Source organism: Pseudonocardia sp. (assembly GCF_029263155.1).
In the GTDB taxonomy this organism is placed as follows: Bacteria; Actinomycetota; Actinomycetes; order Mycobacteriales; family Pseudonocardiaceae; genus Pseudonocardia.
This window is the reverse complement of sequence record NZ_JAJCYB010000014.1, coordinates 1-17,407: the sequence shown is the minus strand read 5'-3', so window position 1 is coordinate 17,407 and position 17,407 is coordinate 1. Positions and strand designations below refer to the sequence as shown.

Genomic DNA, 17,407 nt, shown 5'->3' with positions numbered 1-17,407 from the left:
GGATGCGCGCGCGGGCGCGTCTCGTGTGGAACATGAGAGTCGGGGATCCTCTCGGGACTGCGGGTTCGGCCGTCGAGGGGGAGCGCCGGCCTGTACCCGTCCATCGCGCTGCGTCACGGCGCGTTACCCGATCGGGGAGAATCCCCGGCCTCGTGTCACTCCCGGCGCAGCACCGGTCGCAGCGCGTCGAGCACGTCCACGCTCTCGATCGTCGAGGGAACCGGCTCGTCGGCGTTGCCGTCGGCGATGCCCCGCATGGTCTTGCGCAGGATCTTCCCCGACCGGGTCTTGGGCAGGGCGGCGACCACGGCCACGTCCTTGAGGCTGGCCACGGCGCCGATCTGGTCGCGCACCAGCTGCACGAGCTCGGCGCGCAGTTCCTCCTCGTCGCGCTCGACGCCGGCCTTCAGCACGACGAGCCCGCGCGGGATCTGCCCCTTCATCTGGTCGGCGACCCCGATCACGGCGCACTCGGCCACGTCCGGGTGGCCGGCGAGGACCTCCTCCATCCCGCCGGTCGAGAGCCGGTGCCCGGCCACGTTGATCACGTCGTCGGTGCGGCCCATGACGTAGACGTAGCCGTCGGAGTCGATCCGCCCGCCGTCACCGGTGAGGTAGTAGCCGTCGAAGGCCTTCATGTACGAGGACAGGAAGCGCTCGTCGTCGTTCCACAGCGTCGGCAGCGAGCCGGGCGGCATCGGGAGCTTGACCACGATCGCGCCGTCCGTGCCCGCCTCGACCGGCTTGCCCGCGGTGTCGAGCACCTGCACGTCCCAACCGGGCAGCGGGCGGGTGGGTGAGCCGGGCTTGAGCGGCAGCAGCTCGATACCCGCCGGGTTGGCGACGATCGGCCAGCCGGTCTCGGTCTGCCACCAGTGGTCGATGACGGGGATGCCGAGCAGCTCGGACGCCCAGCGGTAGGTCTCCGGGTCGAGCCGCTCGCCCGCCAGGAACAGGTACCGGAGCTTGGAGAGGTCGTAGGACTTCGTGAACTCGCCGCGCGGGTCCTCCTTCTTGATCGCCCGGAACGCGGTGGGCGCGGTGAACATCGACTTGACGCCGTGCTCGGCCATCACCCGCCAGAACTGCCCGGCGTCCGGTGTGCCCACCGGCTTGCCCTCGTAGAGCACGGAGGTGGCCCCGGCGAGCAGCGGGGCGTAGACGATGTAGGAGTGGCCCACGACCCATCCCACGTCGGACGCGGTGAAGATCGTCTCCCCGGTGCCGACGGCGTACACGTTGGGCATCGACCAGTTCAGCGCCACCGCGTAGCCGCCGCAGTCGCGCACCACGCCCTTGGGCTTCCCGGTGGTGCCCGAGGTGTAGAGGATGTAGAGGGGGTCGGTGGCGGCGACGGGCACGCAGGCGGCGGGGGTGGCCGCGGCCGTGGCCCGCACCCAGTCGACGTCGCGCTCGCCCATCGCGGCCTCGGCCTGCGGGCGCTGCAGGATCACCTGTCGCTCCGGCTTGTGCGCGGCCAGCTCGATCGCCTGGTCGAGCAGCGGCTTGTACTCGATCACCCGCTTGCCCTCGATGCCGCAGGACGCGGAGACGATCACCTTCGGGGTGGCGTCGTCGATGCGCACGGCCAGTTCCTTCGGGGCGAACCCGCCGAAGACCACGGAGTGCACGGCGCCGATGCGCGCGCACGCCAGCATCGCGACCGCGGCCTCGGGCACCATCGGCATGTAGATCACGACGCGGTCGCCGTGACCGACGCCGAGCCCGGCGAGCGCACCCGCGAACGTCGCGACCTCGTCCCGCAGGGCCGCGTAGCTGTAGGTGCGCTGCGATCCGGTGACGGGGGAGTCGTAGATCAGCGCCGCCTGCTCGCCCCGGCCCGCGTCGACGTGGCGGTCCAGCGCGTTGTGGCAGATGTTGAGCTCCCCGTCGGGGAACCACCGGTAGAACGGGGGCCGCGACGCATCGAGGGCGCGGGACGGCGCGCGGTGCCAGTCGATGCCCGCGGCAGCGTCCAGCCAGAACTTCTCCGGGTCGGCCACGCTGGCCCGGAACACCTCGTCGTACTCGCCCACGACACCCTCCTCGTGCGGCCACGCGACACCGTCGTCCGTGGTTGTCCTCGCGGCGACCCTAGCCGCGAACCGGTTTCACCGTGCAGTTCACCTGGCCGGGTGGTCCGGCCCGGCCCGGTCGCCCGGCAGGGGTGTGTCGGGAGCGGTCAGATCGACCCGACGTAGCGACATCACCCGATCGGCCGACTCACGATCGGGTCACTCCGCTCGTTCCACCCCACGTAACGGATTGCCTACCACCCGTTCGTGCCACGCATGTCGACACGTTCGAGGGGGGTGCGGCGATGACACTCCCGCGGGCACGACGTGATGCCTGCGGGCAGGAGCACCGAGGGGGCTGCGTGGAACGGTTCGGAGGCGCGGTGCGGTTCGTCGCCGCCGCTGCCGCGCTGATCTGCCTGCTCGGCGCGTGCGCGCTCACCGGGGCCGGGCCGCAAGCGGTCGGCTTCGGGGCGGGTGGGCGCAGCGTGCCCTCGGTCGTCGGCCTGGAGGGGTGCGAGCCCGCGTGGGTCGGGGCCTGGCACGCAGCCGCGGAGCCGGCCCCGACCGATCCGGCACTCGCGGGGCGGACGCTGCGGATGATCGTGGTGCCGCAGGCCACGGGGTCGCAGGTGCGGGTCCGGGTCTCCAACGCCTACGGCACCACGCCGATGACGCTGGGCTCGGTGTCGGTCGCCTGGTCCGACGGCGCCGCCGGGCTGGTGCCGGACACCCTGCGGCCGGTCGCGTTCGCCGGACACCCGGACGTCGTCGTCGCCCCGGGGACGGAGGCCGTCAGCGATCCGGTCTCGGTGGTCGCGCAGGCCGGGCGGCCGCTCGCGGTGAGCATGTTCCTGCCGGTCGCGCCCGACGTCCTCACCCGGCACGAGGTGGCGCTGCAGACCTCGTACCTGTCCGTGCCGGGCGACGCCTCGCTCGTCGACGACGGGGCGGCCTTCGACACGCCGGTCGGGTCCTGGATGGTGCTCACCGGTGTCGACGTCCTCGCGCCGCGCCCGGTCAACACCGTCGTCGCGGTCGGTGACTCGATCACCGACGGGGTGGGTGCCCGCGCGGGCGAGCGGTGGCCGGACGCGCTGGCGCGCCGGCTCACGGCCACCGGCGGCACCGCCGCGATGTCCGTGCTCAACGCGGGGATCTCCCGCAACCAGCTGCTGGCCGGGGACGCCCCGCTGACCCGCTTCGACCGCGACGTCACCGGTGCCTCCGACGTGGTGCTGCACATCGGCACGAACGACATCGCCGCCGGGCGCGGCGCGGACGAGATCATCGACGGCCTGGTGGCGTTCGCCCGGCACGCCCGGGCCGCGGGCGTCCGCGTGGTGTTGACGACGATCACGCCGTCGGCCACGGGCGCGCACGGCACGCCGGCCGCGCGGGCCACCCGCGACGCGGTCAACGCCTGGGTGCGCGTCCACGGCCGGGAGCACGCCGACGGCGTGGCCGACTTCGCCGCGGCCGTGCACGACCCCCGCGACCCGACCCGCCTGGCCGCCGCGTTCGACTCCGGTGACGGTCTGCACCTGTCCGCCGCGGGCTACCGGGCCCTGGCCGACGCCCTGGACCCGGGGCTGCTGACCGGCAGTCCCTGCCTGGCCGACCAGAGCCCGGCACGCGTGCTGGTGTCCGGCCCCTGAGCCGCACGGAAACCCCGACTCGCGCGCACGGAGCCCCCGACTCGCGCGCACGGAGCCCCCGACTCGCGCGCGTTGGCAGGCCCTGCGTGCGCGAGTCGGGGTGTGGGTGCGCGCGAGTCGGGGTCTGCGTGTGCGTGTGTCGCGCTCTGGGTGTCGCGTCAGCCGAACGCGTGGCGCGCGACGGGCCCGATCGCACCCTGGAGCGCGGCCCTCACCCCACGTCCCTCCTCCGGATGCCGATGAACCCGACGGCCAGCAGCGCGGCGGTGATCACGACCATCCAGACCAGCGGTGTCGTGTCGATCTCGGTGCCGAGCGTGCGGGGCAGGTGCGTGAACGGCGAGAGATCCAGCAGCCACTGCGGGAGCGACAGCAGCTGCCCGAACTGGCCGAAGAGCAGGAACACCACCAGCACCGCCCACGCGCCGACGACGGCCCGTGGGAACACCCCGAACAGCGCGAGCGCGATCCCGACCAGCACCCATACCGCCGGCAGCTGCGCCACCGCGCCGACGACGAGCCGCGGCACCTGGCCGTCGACGTCGCCGAGCGCCGCACCGTGCACGAGGCCGGCGGCCAGCCCCGCCGTGAGCAGGGCCAGCGCGGGCCCGAACAGCGCCACGACGAGATGGCTCGACGTCCACCGCGTGCGCCCGACGGCCGTGGCGAGCACGTTCTCCGCGCGGCCGTCGGTCTCCTCGGACCGCAGCCGCAGCGCCGCGCCGATCCCGTACGCCGCCGCGAGCAGGCCGAGGATGCCGAACTCCGCCGCGAGGAAGACGTCGACGATCCCGTCCCCGCCGCCCAGTTGCCGCAGCAGCTCCACGATCTCCGGGCTGGAGTCGAGCACGTCGCCGATGCCCTGCGCGATCCCGCCGAAGGCGGCGCCGGCCACCGCGAACGCGGCCGTCCACCCCAGCAGGCTCGCCCGGTGCAGCCGCCAGGCCAGCCCGAACGGCCCGCCCAGCGCCCCGTGGGCCGGGCCGAGCCGGGCCGGGAGCACGCCGGCGGCGAGGTCGCGGCGCGCGGACAGCGCGAACGCGAGGCCCGCCAGGACCGCGGCCGTGCCGAGCGCGAGCCCGAGCACCCACCACCGGTCGCCGGTGAACGGCTGTGTGCGCGCCGCCCAGCCCAGCGGCGACAGCCAGGACAGCCATTCCACCGAGCCGCCGTCGCCCGCGGCCCGGGCCAGGAACGCGAGCCCCAGCACGCCGAGCGTGATGCCGGTGGCGGCCCGCGCGCCCTCGGTGAGCTGTGCGGCGACCGCCGCGACGGCGGCGAACACGATCCCGACCGCGGCCAGTGCCAGCCCCATCAGTACCGATCCCGCCACCGGCAGCCCCGCCGCGGCGATCAGCACCGCCACCCCGGTGGCGATCACCAGGCCGGCTCCGACGGCGACGGCGAGTGCCGCCGCCAGCCCGGCGTGCCGACCGACCACCCCGGCGCCGAGCAGCTCGCGCCGCCCGGCCTCCTCCTCGGCGCGGGTGTGCCGGATGACGGTGAGCACGCTCATCAGTGCCACCAGCACGGCGGTCAGCGACAGGCTGCGTCCCGCGGTGAGCGCGCCCAGGCTCGTGCCGTACATCGGGCCCTGGAGCGCGAGCAGCGCGGGGTTGGCGGTGACCCCGCCCGCGTAGGCCGCCCGCGCGGCCTCGGTCGGGAACAGCTCGGCGAAGCTCGGGGGTGTCACCCCCGGGATGACCACGAGCAGCACCACCCAGATCGGCAGCCGGATCCGGTCGCGGCGCAGCGCCAGGCGGATCAGCGATGCGGTGCCGGTGAGCGCCGCGGTCATCGCACGGCCGCTTCCCGGTCGACCCGCGCGTCCGGGTCCTGGGCGTAGTGCTGCAGGAACAACTGCTCCAGCGTGGGCGGGTGGCTCACCAGCGCGCGGACCCCGTGGTCGGCGAGCCTGCGCAGCAACCCGTCGAGGGCGTCCGCGTCGACCTCGCAACGCACCCGCGTGCCGTCGACGGTCAGATCGTGTACGCCGGGCAGCGCATCGATCCCCGCCGGTGGAGTCGCCAGCTCGGCGGTGACCGACGTGCGCGTGAGGTGGCGCAGCTGCGCCAGCGTGCCGCTCTCGACGGTGCGGCCGTCGCGGATGATGCTCACGCGGTCGCACAGCGCCTCGACCTCGGCGAGCACGTGACTGGACAGCAGCACCGTGCGGCCGCGCTCGCGCTCCTCGGCGATGCAGGTGCGGAAGACCTCCTCCATCAGCGGATCCAGCCCGGAGGTCGGCTCGTCGAGCAGCAGCAGCTCCACGTCGGAGGCCAGCGCGGCCACCAGCGCCACCTTCTGCCGGTTGCCCTTCGAGTACGTGCGCCCCTTCTTGCGCGGATCGAGATCGAAACGCTCCAGCAGTGCCGCCCGGCGGCCGGCGTCGAGCCCGCCGCGCATCCGCCCGAGCAGGTCGATGACCTCGCCGCCGGAGAGGTTGGGCCACAGCGTGACGTCGCCGGGGACGTAGGCCAATCGCCGGTGCAGCGCCGTGGCGTCGCGCCAGGGGTCGCCGCCGAGCAGTCGCACCTGGCCGGCGTCGGATCGCAGCAGCCCGAGCAGCACGCGGATCGTCGTCGACTTCCCCGAGCCGTTGGGTCCGAGGAATCCGTGCACCTCCCCGGCGGCGACGTCGAGATCCAGGCCGTCCAGGGCCCGCGTGGGTCCGAACGACTTGGTCAGGCCGGACACCGCGATCGGCGAATCAGCCATCCTGCTCACCCTCTCCGTACTCCCGCCGGAATCTCTGCACCATCGCCGGCCACTCGTTCTCGAGGAACCGGTAGAACGCCGCGCTCTCGCGCAGCCGGGCGGCCCGCGGACCGTCGGCGTCCCCGATCGCGGTCAGGCCCTTCGCCATCAGGTCGCCGAACACCCGGAACGTGCCGAGGTGGCTGTGTGCGCTCTCGAACGCGTCCGGCAGCAGCTCGTAGTGGTCGCTGCGGTCGCCGGGCACGGCGACCCGGGTGATCAGCCCGTAGCTCTCCAGCAACCGCACCGCGGTGCTGACCGAGGCCTTGCTGAGCCCGAGCGCGGCGACGAGCTCGGCGGTGGACTGCCGCGCCGGCTCGCAGATCAGCATCCAGCCGAGCAGCCGCCCGGCCCCCCGAGGAACGCCGAAGCGCTCGAAGACGAGCGCCATCTCCTCGGCGAACTGGCGCTCCGGTCCCGTCGACCCCGACACCCGGCCCTCGCTTCCATAGCGTTCAGTACGGACTGAACGTACTGGACGGTGAGCTGTGCGGGCGTCAGGATTCCGTCAGGATCGGGGAGCGACCGGCGCCGCAGCGACAGCGCCCTAGGAACGCCGCAGCCGGCTCATCGGCCCGCGCCTGCGTTTCTCGGCCTCGGCGACGACGGCTATCGGCCCGGTGGGGGTGTCCTCCTGGTCGAGCCGCTCGATCACCCAGTCGACGGCCAGCGAGCCCGGTGAGACGCCGCGCTCCTCGGCGATCCGCCGCAGCTGCTCGATCCGCAGCGCGGGCAGCCGTAGCTGGAACACCTGGGCGGTGCCGAACCGCCCGGTCCGCTCCGTGGCGTGCTCGTCGGTCCCGGGCGCGAGCGCGGCCAGATAGGAATCGAGCTCGGCATCCTCGACCTCCGGCTGCGGAGCGCGGTTGCGCGCACGGTGTTCCGGGGCCATGGGCAGACCCTACGGCGAACCGTCAGCCCGCGAGCTCGAATCCGGCCTCGGACACCGCCGCGGCGATCTCGTCCCGCTCGACGTCGCGGTCGGCGAGCACCGTGACCAGCCCGTTGTCCAGCCGGACGTCCACCGCCGTCACGCCCTCGATCTCGGAGACCTCCTCCGTGACCGACATCACACAATGCTGACACGTCATGCCGGTGACGGTGACGCAGGTGCGGAACGGTGTCTCGACGGCCATCGGGCCTCCTCGTCGGCAGTACGGCCGGACTATGGTGGCAGAGGCCTGGGCGGCCTCCGTCACCGGTGGCCCGCGCCGACGCGGAGCGTCACGGCGGGACGTGATCCTCACTCGGCAAGGGGCGTGCGTCAGGGTCCCCCGATAGGTAACGTCTCGGTCACGGCCGAGGGGGTGGCTGCGGCGCGTGCCTGGTCCGGGACGGGGGTCCCGGATCGGGTGACCGGGCCGCCTCCCCGGCCGCGACCGAGGACGACCGACCGGGGAGGCGTCGATGAGTGGCGGAATCGGAAGTGCGCGGCGGGATCTGGGCGAGGACCGGGAGGCTGCGCCCGGTTCGATCCCCACACCACGCACGGCATCGGACGCCTACCGCGTCTCCGACGACCAGCTCAACCGCGCCCGCATGGTGGTGGCGCGCAACTCCGGCGACACCGACGACCTCCGCGAGCTTCTCGACATGCTCGGCCTCATCTCGTCGTCACCGGACCTGCCTCCGCCGGTGAGTCGCTGACCCCCCGGTGTGGGATGCGGGCGCGGGCTGTCCTATGCTTGCCTCGCTCCCAACGGACAGTCGGTGAGGCGAGGACCGCTCCGGCAGTCCACGTCCCCATCGTCTAGTGGCCTAGGACTCCGCCCTTTCAAGGCGGCAACGCGGGTTCGAATCCCGTTGGGGGTACGGTTCCATCGCTCGGTGCTTCAAGATGTACGCAAGGCCCAGTGGCGCAGTTGGTTAGCGCGTCGCCCTGTCACGGCGAAGGTCGCGGGTTCGAGTCCCGTCTGGGTCGCTCCACGGTCCGGTGTCCCACCGGACCTCCCGGCCAGGTAGCTCAGTTGGTACGAGCGACCGCCTGAAAAGCGGTAGGTCGGCGGTTCGACCCCGCCCCTGGCCACCACGTCCCACCAGGCGAGCATTCCTGTCTTTCCGGCACAGGTGCCCCTATTCGCCGCCGAGCGGTCGTCGAGGATCCCCCGTCAAGCCGGGAAACCGGTATCGGACGACGCGATCTCCGTTGCGGGTCGCCCATGCGCTCCGTGCGCCGATGCGGGAGACCGCGCGCAGCACGGGCGGGAACAGCGCTACCTCCGGGCCCGTCCCATGGGAAGTTCCTCGATCAGCGCCAGCCCCACGCCCCAGGACTCCGGTTCGTGTGGGTCGTCGATGCCTTCCCGGGTGGGGCGTGCAGCGCTGCCGCCGGGGGCGACGACCGAACCGGCCGACGAACAGTTCGCCCGCGTGCTCGGGCCTCCTGCTGGACGGACTGGTCGACGGGCCGCCACGGTAGTCGGAGCACCGGCTTCGCCCCGGCCGGGGTTCCCGGACTCAGGACCTTTCCTCCGGGTCGTCGCGCCCGCGACGCAACGGCGTCCGCCCCCGACCGAGGACCGCCGCCGCCGCGGCGAGGGTCGCGACGTGCAGGGGCCAGCCCATGACGACCCGCGCGACGCCCAGCCAGCCCACCGCCCCCGACAGGTACAGGGGCACCTGCACGAGCAGGCGGAGAACCATCGGTGCGACCGCGACCGCCGTCAGGCGGTTGCCCAGCCGCATGATCGCGGGATCGGACCGCCAGTCGCGCTCACCGATCAGCTCGGCGACGAGGTAGCCGCCGACGGGGCGGCGGACCAGCAGGGACCCGCCCAGCAGGACGGTCCAGCCGGCGGCCGTGAGGATGCCGGGCAGGAACACGTTCTCGGCGTCCCCGGTCGCGGAGGCCAGCAGCGCGCCGATGCCGACGCCGACCGCCCCCTGCAGCGCGGGCCGGACCGGTTCGCGACGCAGCACCCGTACCAGCAGGACCGCGGCCGCCGTCGCCAGGCTCGCCGCCAGGGCCCAGGTCAGCTGCCGGCCGATCACGAAGACGAGCGTGAACACCACGAGCGGGATCGCCGACTCGACCGCCGCGCGGGCACCACCGAGCCGGGCGACGAGCTGGGCGCGCACCTCGGCCTCCACGGTCGGCGTGTCAGGTTCGCGCCCGCGGCCGGAGCCGTACGAACCTCGTCCGTCCTCCATCGATCTCACCTCCGGATCACGGGTTCTCCGTGTCGGGTCGGCGTCGGAGCGGCCAGCCGGGGCTCGGCGGCCGGCCGGCAGCCGCCCACCGTAGTCGGCACAGGCCGTGCACGCCGTTGCGGCGACCGCGGGCGGGCTCCCCGGTGATCCCGAGCCGGCCGCGGTGTCACGACCTCGGCGTCCGCGGTGTCCTGTGGTCACCCCCCCACGAAGGAGCAGCGCCATGGCCAGCACGTTCCGCATCCCCAGGGCAGAGATCACCGGCCTCTACGGCCGCGTCATGACCGCGTACGCCCGCCGCGCCTGGGGCAAGGTGCCCGACAACGCCCACGTCCTGTGGCACCACCGCAGGGTGCTCAAGGCGATCTTCGGCTTCGAGTCCAAGGTCGCGAGGTGGAACGCCCTCGACCCGACGCTCAAGTCCTACGCCCAGCTCGCCTCCGCCGGGGTGATCGGCTGCTCGTGGTGCCTGGACTTCGGCTACTTCATGGCGCACAACGACCGACTCGACCTCGCCAAGGTGCGTGAGGTGCCGCGCTGGCGCGAGTCGACGGTGTTCACCGCCGTCGAACGCGACGTGCTCGCCTACGCCGAGGCGATGTCGACGACCCCGCTCACGGTGACCGACGAGCTCACCGCACGGCTGCTCGCCGCGCTGGGCGCGCCTGCGGTGGTCGAGCTGACGCAGATGGTCGCGCTGGAGAACATGCGGTCGCGGTTCAACGCCGCCGCAGGGCTGGAGAGCCAGGGCTTCTCCGACGTCTGCGAGGTTCCGCTCGCCGTACCGTCCACGCCGTGAGCGATGCCCCGGTGCCCGATCCCGCTGTGCCCGATCCCGCTGTGCCCGATCCCTACGGCGAGCACCGCAACCTGCTCTTCACCGTCGCCTACGAGATGCTCGGCTCGGCCGCCGACGCCGAGGACGTGCTTCAGGAGACCTGGCTGCGCTGGACCGGCGTCGACCAGGACGGGGTGCGCGAGCCCCGGGCCTACCTGGTGCGGATCACCACCCGGCTGGCCCTGAACCGGCTCCGGACGCTGGCGCGGCGCCGCGAGACCTACGTCGGCCCGTGGCTGCCCGAGCCGTTGCTGACCGTGCCCGACGTGGCCGACGACGTCGAGCTCGCCGAGAGCGTCTCGACCGCGATGCTGCTCGTCCTCGAGACCCTCACCCCGGTCGAGCGGGCGGTCTTCGTCCTGCGCGACGTCTTCGGGTTCGGCCACGACGAGATCGCGGTGGCCGTCGACAAGTCGCCCGCCGCGGTGCGCCAGATCGCCCACCGGGCCCGCGGACACGTCGAGGCGCGCCGGCCCCGGGCGGCGGTGACCGCGGCGGAGCGCGACGCCGTGCTGGGCCGCTTCGCCGCCGCCGTGCGCAATGGTGAACTGCAGGCCCTCATGGACGTGCTCGCCCCCGACGTCGTCATGCTCACCGACGGCGGCGGCGTGGTCTCGGCCGCACGGGTGCCGATCCGCGGCGCCGCGAAGGTGGTGCGTTTCCTGAGCGCGGTGACACCCGCGCACGTCCAGGTCACGGCGGAGGTCGCGATGGTCAACGGGGCCCCGGCGCTGCGACTGCTCGCCGACGGCGCCCTGGACACCATCGTCACCGCGCGGATCGAGGGCGGCCTGGTGACCGGGCTCTACCTCGTACGCAACCCCGACAAGCTCGCCCGGCTCGACGAGGCGGTGGTGCTGATCCGGTGAGGCCGAACCTGAGACCGGTCTAATGATCCACTCAGGAGGGGCTCACGTGCGGGCGGTGAGGTGGGTGCCATGAACAAGACGACGACGTTCCTCGCACTGGCCGCGACCACCGCGGTCCTCACCGCCTGCGGCTCGGGCACCGACACCTCCGCTGCGCCGGTCGCGCCGGTCACGGCCGCCCAGGCGCCGACCGCGACCACGGCGGCCTCCCCGACCGCGACCACGGCGGCCTCGCCGTCCGCCGCTCCCACCGCCGCCCCGGTCGCGCCCGTGTCGGACCCCGGGGCCGAGGTCGACGCCGACGACCAGTCCGGAGACGGGACGACCGCCGTCATCCGCGAGGCCCGGATCACGGTGGGCCCCGGCTGGCTGGCCGTCCGCAGCGACGACGACAACGGTGGGCGGTTGCTCGGCTCCGCAGCGGTGGCACCGGGGCAGACCGGGCCGGTGACCGTCACCCTGACCGAGCCCGTCCCGTCCGGTGACGACGACGATCTCACCGTCGTGCTGCACACCGACGACGGTGACGGGGTCTTCGACGAGCGGCTCGACCCCCGCGTCCTGGACGACGACGATGACGACCAGGACGACGACGACATCGAGGACGACGACTTCGACTACCGTCTGAACTGACGGGTACACCGCTTGCGTCGCCAACTATCATCACCCGATAGGGGTACGCGACCGCCGCCCGTCGCGGACGAGGGAGGGAACCGGAATGCCGGCGCTACCTCCGCTGCTCAGACTGCGGAGCTGGCCGGTCTGGATGCTCCCGGCGCGCCTGGTCGGCCTGCTGCTGGGGATCGAGGTGCTGGCCGCACTCGTGCTGGCGCGCGGTCTCGTGCTCGCCGGTCCGGGCGTGGACGCGACACAGTTCTGGACGCTCGGGGCGTTGACGCTCGCGGGCATCGCGCACACCGAGGCGTCGCTGGGCGTGGAACGGGCACGGCACCGCGTCGACGACGAGCCGCACATCGACCTGAGCTCGGTGTGGACGTTCGCCGCGGCGCTCCTGCTCCCGGCGTGGCTCGCCACCGGCGCGGTCCTGCTGATCTACCTCCATCTCCACGTCCGTGCGTGGCGAGCGGTCGGTACGCCGCTGCACCGGGTGGTCTTCAGCACCGCAACGGTCGTGCTGGCGGTCCACGCCGTGACCTGGGTCAGGGACGGCGCCGCCGTCGGCGACCAGTTCGGGTCGATCGCCGGGCTGCTCGTCGTCCTGGCCGCGATCGTGGCCTACGCGCTGGTGAACCTGCTCCTGGTCGCGGTGGCGCTGCGGCTCAACCTCCCGGGGGCCTCGTTCGGGCAGGTCGTCGGGCATCGCGACGAGCTGGTGCTCGAGATCGCCACGCTCGCCATGGGCGCGGTCGTCGCCGGCGTCGTGGCCGTCCTCGGACCGGCCTACGCGATCCTCGTCCTGCCCCCGCTCGTGGTGCTGCACCGCACGGTGCTGGTCCGCCAGCTCGAGGAGGAGGCCAGCATCGACGGCAAGACCGGCCTGCTGAACGCCGGGGCCTGGCGGCTGCAGGCCGGCCTCGCCGTACGCGCCGCCCGCCGCGACGACGGCTCCGTGGCGGTCCTGCTGCTCGATCTCGACCACTTCAAGATCGTCAACGACAACCACGGCCATCTCGCGGGGGATCAGGTCCTGTCCGCGATCGGGGCGGCGCTGCGCGCCGAGGTGCGCGACCAGGACCTGGTCGGGCGCTTCGGCGGTGAGGAGTTCGTGGTGCTGCTCGTCGGCGACCCGGGGGCCGACCCGGTCACGTCCGCCGTGGCCGTGGCCGACCGCATCCGCCGACGCATCGACGGCCTGCGGCCCGTGGTGGCGTCCCAGCGCGGGTCGGTGGTGCTCGACGGCGTCTCGGTCTCCGTCGGCGTGGCCGCGTTCCCGCGCGACGGCACCGACCTCGACCGGCTGCTCGAGGTGGCCGACGGCGCGCTGTACGCCGCCAAGGAGGCGGGACGCAACTCGGTGCGCTACGGCGGCCGACCCGGTCTCGACCCGGTCTGAAGCTCTGCACGCCGGGGTCGCCGCGCCGTGGCACGATTCCCGGGCAGGTGCGTACCCCGGGTGTGGTGCGCGCAGGAAGGTCCGATGTCCGCACATCCGGAGGTCGCCACGGACGGTGCCCGCAGGCCCGGACGTCGTCCCGTGACGTCCCGCACCGAGATCGAGCACATCGCGCTCGACCTGTTCACCCGTCGCGGGTTCGACTCCACCACCGTCGACGACATCGCCGCCGCCGGGATCGGGCGCCGCACCGTGTTCCGCTACTACGCGTCCAAGAACGACATCCCGTGGGGTGCGTTCGACGAACAGCTGCAGCGGATGCGCGCCACGTTCGCCGCCCTGCCACCCGCGGTGCCGTTGATGGCCGGCGTCCGCGCCGCCGTGCTGGACTTCAACGACGTGCCCGTCGCCGAGCAGCCGTGGCACCGCAGGCGCTTGCGGCTCATCCTCGACACGCCCACGCTGCAGGCGCACTCGACGCTGCGGTACGCGGCCTGGCGCGACGTCGTCGCCGACTACGTGGCGGGGCGCCTCGACCTGAGCCGCGACGACCTGCTGCCCCAGACGATCGGCCACGCGAGCCTCGGCGCGGCTCTCGCCGCGTACGAACGCTGGCTCGGGCACGATGACGGTGAGTTGCGAGAGCTGCTCGACACGGTGTTCCGCGCACTCGAGAGCGGATTGGCCGCGCCGGCCCGGGGAATCGCGGGAATCGACTGAGGAATTGCCGGCACCGGCCGCCCGAATGCGCTGTCCGGGGGGCCGGTGCCGCGGCCGTGGTCTCGATTTCCCGGCCGGTTCAGTTGATTGTCAGCCCCGGGACGTCGGGCGCGGTGGGCACCCCGGCCGGCGGGACCGCGACACCCGGAGCCGGTACCGCGGCGGCGGGATCGGGTACGGCGGCGGGGTCGGGCAGCGCTGCGGCGGGGTCGGGCACGGCCGCCGGGTCGGGCAGCGGCGCGGCCGGGCCGGGCTCGGCTCCCCCGGGGTCCGGAAGGGCACTCGCCGGGTCCGAGGCGGCCGGGTCGGGCACGGTCGGGAGATCCCCTGGAGCGGCCGGCGGGTCCGGGCACTCGACGGGCAGGCCGGTGGCCGGATCCGTCGGCGCCGGGAGTGCACCGCCGGGATCGGTTGCCCCGGGATCGGTCGCCCCGGGATCGGCGAGGCCCGGCGCGGCGGGGACCGGTACGCCGGGCGGCGCCGGGACCGCGGGAACACCCGGGTCCGCGGGAACGGCCGGAACCGCAGGTACCGCGGGCGTCTGGCCGGGATCGGCGAGGCCCGGACCGGTCGGCGTGGGGTCGGGCAGCGACGGGTCGGCGGTGCCCGGGTCCGGTGCCGCGGGGACCGCGGCGCAGGGATCGGTCACCGGCGGTTCCGGGAGCTGGTCGGCTCCGGCCGGCAGGGCCGCGGGCACGTCCGGCACGCCGGGCGCGGCGGGCAGGTCCGGCGCGCCGGGCACACCGGGTACGCCGGGCGCGGCGGGTACGCCGGGCGTCGCGGGCAGCCCGGGGTCGAGAGCCGGGAGCGCGGCGGGCGGGTCCGCGGGCACGGTGCCGCCCAGCACGTCGGGCAGGAGCTCCTGCAGGGTGAGCAGCAGGCCGTTGAGCAGGCCGCCCAGCGGGGTGGGCGGCTCCGGTACCTCCAGCCCGGTGTCCTCGACGGGCACTTGCTGCGGCGCAGCGGCGCTCGCGCTCGTGGCACCGATGACGGCGAGGACACCGCTCGCCGTCACGGCGACAATTGCCTGGGTCATTCTGTGACTCCGCATCGGAGCCTCCCCGAGATCGGTGGGCGTGACGACACGGAATGATGCGCGTGGGGTAAGTGGGGCGCTAGAGCCGCTGTTACCGACCGGCGGTCGCCGATGCGCCGGAGCGTGCACACACGGTCACCACGACCGGTCCTGCCACCGTTCCGGGGGTCATCCGGACCGGGTCGGCCGGTGCCCCGTCACCCGGACGCGCCGGGGTCGTCGCCTCGCCGCACCGGACCGCGTGCACGCCATCACCCGTCGAGGTGGGAGTTGGCCGGACTCCCTCGAACGGACAAGATCGTCACCATGCGTGGGTGTGTCGGGGACCGATCTTCACACTGGGTGATCATCGATGCGCGGCGCGGACACGCCGGTCAGAGGGGGCCGGTCCAGCGTGCCGTCAGCGCGAGGCCCTCCTCGATCCCGCGGGGTGCGAACCCGAGGGCGCGGGCACCGCGGTCGTCCACCCGCACCGGGGGGAAGTGTCCGTAGACCTCCGAGCGTCGGGCGAAGGTGCCGGCGTCCTCGCCCAGTCGGGAGCCCGGTGCCCGCACCGCCACCCGACTGCCGCCCACGAGGTCGGCGAAGGAGTGCAGCATGCGGCCGAAGGTCGCCGTGTGCCCGCACAGGACGTAGCGCCTGCCCGGTTCGCCCCGATCCAGTGCGAGCAGGTGTCCCTGTGCCGCGTCCTCCGCGAGCACCCAACCGATCTCCGAGTCCACCACCGCCGGGACCTCGCCCCGGGCGGCGGCCAGGAACAGCCCGTTGTAGCTGTAGGGGCCCTGCGGGCTCGGCCCGTAGACGCTGACCGGGTTCGTGATCATGGCGCCCAGGCCCTCGGACGCCGCCGCCAGCACCAGCCGCTCGGCCGCGGCCTTGCTCGTGGAGTACGCATCGGTCAACACCGGTGGGAGGGTCGGCTCCTCGGCCACCAGCCCCTCGGCGTCCAGCACGGCGGCGCTGCTGCTCGTGTAGACCAGCCGTGGCACGCCTGCGGCCATCGTGGCGGCCAGCACCGTCCGGGTGCCCTCGACGTTCGCGCGCCGCGTCTGCTCCGCGGAGTGCCCCACCGACCCCGCGAGGTGGAGCACCCCCGTGCATCCGCGGGCAGCACGGGTGAGGGCGTCGAGGTCGGCCAGGTCGGCGAGGGCGACGTCGACCCCCGGCGGGAGCAGGGTCCGTGCCCGTTCGGCGTCGCGCACCGCCACGCGCACGTCGCGGCCCTGACCCACGGCCAGATGGACCAGTGCACTGCCGAGGAACCCGGTCGCTCCCGTGACCAGCAACATGCGGCCATCGTGTCAGCCGCTGGTCGACGACGGCCGGGCGACGACCGGCGGAACCACTGATGGCCTAGCCGTCGAACCTGAGACCCGGACCGGTCACCCTCAGCTCAGCGGGCGACCGGTCGGGACGCGGTCGGGCCCGTCCGCTCGGCTCGATGTCACGCACGGTCGTCGCTCGAACCTTCGCGGTGCGTCTCCCGGGCCCCATGCTTGGTGTTGAGGAACACATCAGGACTTCGACGCAGGAGGTTTGAACCATGTCGGGCTGGGACAGCTACCGCACGGTCCACGGTGCGGAGCTGCGCGCGGCAGCGCGGGAGTTCACCGTCCACGGCTGGCCGGTGATCGAGCAGTCCGCCACCGAGCTGCTGCTCGTCACGGGCGCGGCGTTCGACGTCCTGGAGGTGCCCGCGGCCATCGGGCGCGGCATCTGCGCCCAGCTGCGCGCGGTGGATGCCGTCGTCGCGGTGGCGGCCACCCCGACCGGTAGCTGGTGGTACCCGATCGCCACCGGAGCGGTGCTGCCGGCCGATCTCCGCGACGCCGAGGGCGTCACCCTGCACACCGGCGGCGCCGCCGTGCTCGCGCCTCCGTCGCAGGTGCCCGACGGCTGGGTGCACTGGCGGGTCGCCCCGGCGCTGACCGGGTACCGGCTCCCGCCCGTCGAACTGATCGTCCCCGCCGCCACCGAGAGCGCTCGGTGGCGGGCCGACCGGGAGAGGCATCCGGGCGCCCAGCGGCCCGCCGCTGCCGCCGCGGTCGGGATGCGGTTCTAGCCAGGACCGCGAACCGGGCCCGGTTCCGCCCCGCTGCTGCAGCTCGTCGAGCCGCGCCGGGCGCGGCCCGGGCACCCCGGTGAGGTGCGGCGCCCGAGATGGCACTTCCGTCTCGCCGCGCTGCCGCACCCCGAACGTGGGCGGGGGGCGGGGGTGGGCCCCCCCCCCGCCCCCGACCATCCTCCACGGTCGCGAAGAGGTGCCCCCGGAGGCGTGGGGGCACCACGCCTCCGGGGGGCACCGGATCGCCGGGGCGCGCCCGGCCGTCCTGCATTCGTTCCGGCGGCC

Annotated in this window: 17 protein-coding genes and 3 tRNA genes; 11 read left to right on the top strand and 9 right to left on the bottom strand. The window is 73.9% G+C overall.

The window, feature by feature from the left end:
* Positions 1-155 precede the first annotated feature (155 nt).
* Positions 156-2,036, bottom strand: coding sequence for a propionyl-CoA synthetase (locus Q1K26_RS02200; RefSeq protein WP_300007415.1), 1,881 nt, complete (start codon positions 2,034-2,036; stop codon positions 156-158).
* 341 nt (positions 2,037-2,377) lie between these two features.
* Here Q1K26_RS02200 and Q1K26_RS02195 point away from each other — a divergent pair, with 341 nt between their 5' ends.
* The gene (locus Q1K26_RS02195) at positions 2,378-3,673 is read left to right on the top strand and encodes a GDSL-type esterase/lipase family protein (RefSeq protein ID WP_300007414.1); all 1,296 of its coding nucleotides are present in this window, start codon (positions 2,378-2,380) and stop codon (positions 3,671-3,673) included.
* Positions 3,674-3,884: 211 nt separating this feature from the next.
* On the opposite strand, the gene Q1K26_RS02190 is transcribed toward Q1K26_RS02195, so the two are convergent.
* The 5 genes from Q1K26_RS02190 to Q1K26_RS02170 all read right to left on the bottom strand — a co-directional run bounded on the left by Q1K26_RS02190 (position 3,885) and on the right by Q1K26_RS02170 (position 7,566).
* Complete coding sequence (locus Q1K26_RS02190) at positions 3,885-5,471, bottom strand: ABC transporter permease (RefSeq protein WP_300007412.1); 1,587 nt, start codon at positions 5,469-5,471, stop codon at positions 3,885-3,887.
* Positions 5,468-6,391, bottom strand: coding sequence for an ABC transporter ATP-binding protein (locus Q1K26_RS02185; RefSeq protein ID WP_300007411.1), 924 nt, complete (start codon positions 6,389-6,391; stop codon positions 5,468-5,470). The genes Q1K26_RS02190 and Q1K26_RS02185 overlap by 4 nt, the downstream gene beginning before the upstream one ends.
* Positions 6,384-6,863: a MarR family transcriptional regulator gene (locus Q1K26_RS02180; protein ID WP_300007410.1), complete on the bottom strand. Its 480-nt coding sequence runs from the start codon at positions 6,861-6,863 to the stop codon at positions 6,384-6,386. Before Q1K26_RS02180 ends, Q1K26_RS02185 begins: the two co-directional genes overlap by 8 nt.
* A 114-nt stretch (positions 6,864-6,977) precedes the next feature.
* The gene (locus Q1K26_RS02175) at positions 6,978-7,322 is read right to left on the bottom strand and encodes a hypothetical protein (protein WP_300007409.1); all 345 of its coding nucleotides are present in this window, start codon (positions 7,320-7,322) and stop codon (positions 6,978-6,980) included.
* Positions 7,323-7,344: 22 nt separating this feature from the next.
* On the bottom strand, positions 7,345-7,566 hold the full coding sequence (locus Q1K26_RS02170) for a copper ion binding protein (protein WP_300007408.1): 222 nt from the start codon (positions 7,564-7,566) through the stop codon (positions 7,345-7,347).
* A 271-nt stretch (positions 7,567-7,837) separates the two neighbouring features.
* On the opposite strand from Q1K26_RS02170, the gene Q1K26_RS02165 reads away from it, so the two are divergent.
* From Q1K26_RS02165 to Q1K26_RS02150, 4 genes are all read left to right on the top strand, one after another.
* Positions 7,838-8,077 (top strand): hypothetical protein, encoded by a 240-nt coding sequence (locus tag Q1K26_RS02165; RefSeq protein ID WP_300007407.1) that lies wholly within the window; start codon positions 7,838-7,840, stop codon positions 8,075-8,077.
* Between the two features lie 92 nt (positions 8,078-8,169).
* Positions 8,170-8,242 (top strand) — tRNA-Glu (locus Q1K26_RS02160).
* A gap of 35 nt (positions 8,243-8,277) precedes the next feature.
* Positions 8,278-8,351 (top strand) — tRNA-Asp (locus Q1K26_RS02155).
* Positions 8,352-8,382: 31 nt separating this feature from the next.
* Positions 8,383-8,459, top strand: a tRNA-Phe gene (locus tag Q1K26_RS02150).
* A gap of 428 nt (positions 8,460-8,887) precedes the next feature.
* Here the strand turns inward: Q1K26_RS02150 and Q1K26_RS02145 are convergent.
* Complete coding sequence (locus Q1K26_RS02145; RefSeq protein ID WP_300007406.1) at positions 8,888-9,580, bottom strand: DUF3159 domain-containing protein; 693 nt, start codon at positions 9,578-9,580, stop codon at positions 8,888-8,890.
* Positions 9,581-9,803: 223 nt separating this feature from the next.
* Here Q1K26_RS02145 and Q1K26_RS02140 point away from each other — a divergent pair, with 223 nt between their 5' ends.
* The 5 genes from Q1K26_RS02140 to mftR all read left to right on the top strand — a co-directional run bounded on the left by Q1K26_RS02140 (position 9,804) and on the right by mftR (position 14,021).
* On the top strand, positions 9,804-10,379 hold the full coding sequence (locus tag Q1K26_RS02140) for a carboxymuconolactone decarboxylase family protein (RefSeq protein WP_300007405.1): 576 nt from the start codon (positions 9,804-9,806) through the stop codon (positions 10,377-10,379).
* Positions 10,380-10,405: 26 nt separating this feature from the next.
* Positions 10,406-11,287, top strand: a complete 882-nt coding sequence (locus Q1K26_RS02135) for an RNA polymerase sigma-70 factor (protein ID WP_300007456.1) — start codon at positions 10,406-10,408, stop codon at positions 11,285-11,287.
* A 69-nt stretch (positions 11,288-11,356) separates the two neighbouring features.
* Positions 11,357-11,920 (top strand): hypothetical protein, encoded by a 564-nt coding sequence (locus tag Q1K26_RS02130; protein ID WP_300007404.1) that lies wholly within the window; start codon positions 11,357-11,359, stop codon positions 11,918-11,920.
* Positions 11,921-12,005: 85 nt separating this feature from the next.
* Positions 12,006-13,301: a GGDEF domain-containing protein gene (locus tag Q1K26_RS02125; protein ID WP_300007403.1), complete on the top strand. Its 1,296-nt coding sequence runs from the start codon at positions 12,006-12,008 to the stop codon at positions 13,299-13,301.
* Positions 13,302-13,385: 84 nt separating this feature from the next.
* Complete coding sequence (gene mftR, locus Q1K26_RS02120; RefSeq protein WP_300007402.1) at positions 13,386-14,021, top strand: mycofactocin system transcriptional regulator; 636 nt, start codon at positions 13,386-13,388, stop codon at positions 14,019-14,021.
* A gap of 79 nt (positions 14,022-14,100) precedes the next feature.
* Here the strand turns inward: mftR and Q1K26_RS02115 are convergent, their stop codons facing one another.
* Entirely contained in the window at positions 14,101-15,057 is a 957-nt protein-coding gene (locus tag Q1K26_RS02115) for a hypothetical protein (RefSeq protein ID WP_300007401.1), read from the bottom strand.
* Between the two features lie 374 nt (positions 15,058-15,431).
* On the bottom strand, positions 15,432-16,346 hold the full coding sequence (locus tag Q1K26_RS02110; RefSeq protein WP_300007400.1) for an NAD-dependent epimerase/dehydratase family protein: 915 nt from the start codon (positions 16,344-16,346) through the stop codon (positions 15,432-15,434).
* A gap of 254 nt (positions 16,347-16,600) precedes the next feature.
* Between Q1K26_RS02110 and Q1K26_RS02105 the strand changes: the two genes are divergently transcribed.
* Positions 16,601-17,119, top strand: a complete 519-nt coding sequence (locus Q1K26_RS02105) for a hypothetical protein (RefSeq protein ID WP_300007399.1) — start codon at positions 16,601-16,603, stop codon at positions 17,117-17,119.
* Positions 17,120-17,407: the final 288 nt, after the last annotated feature.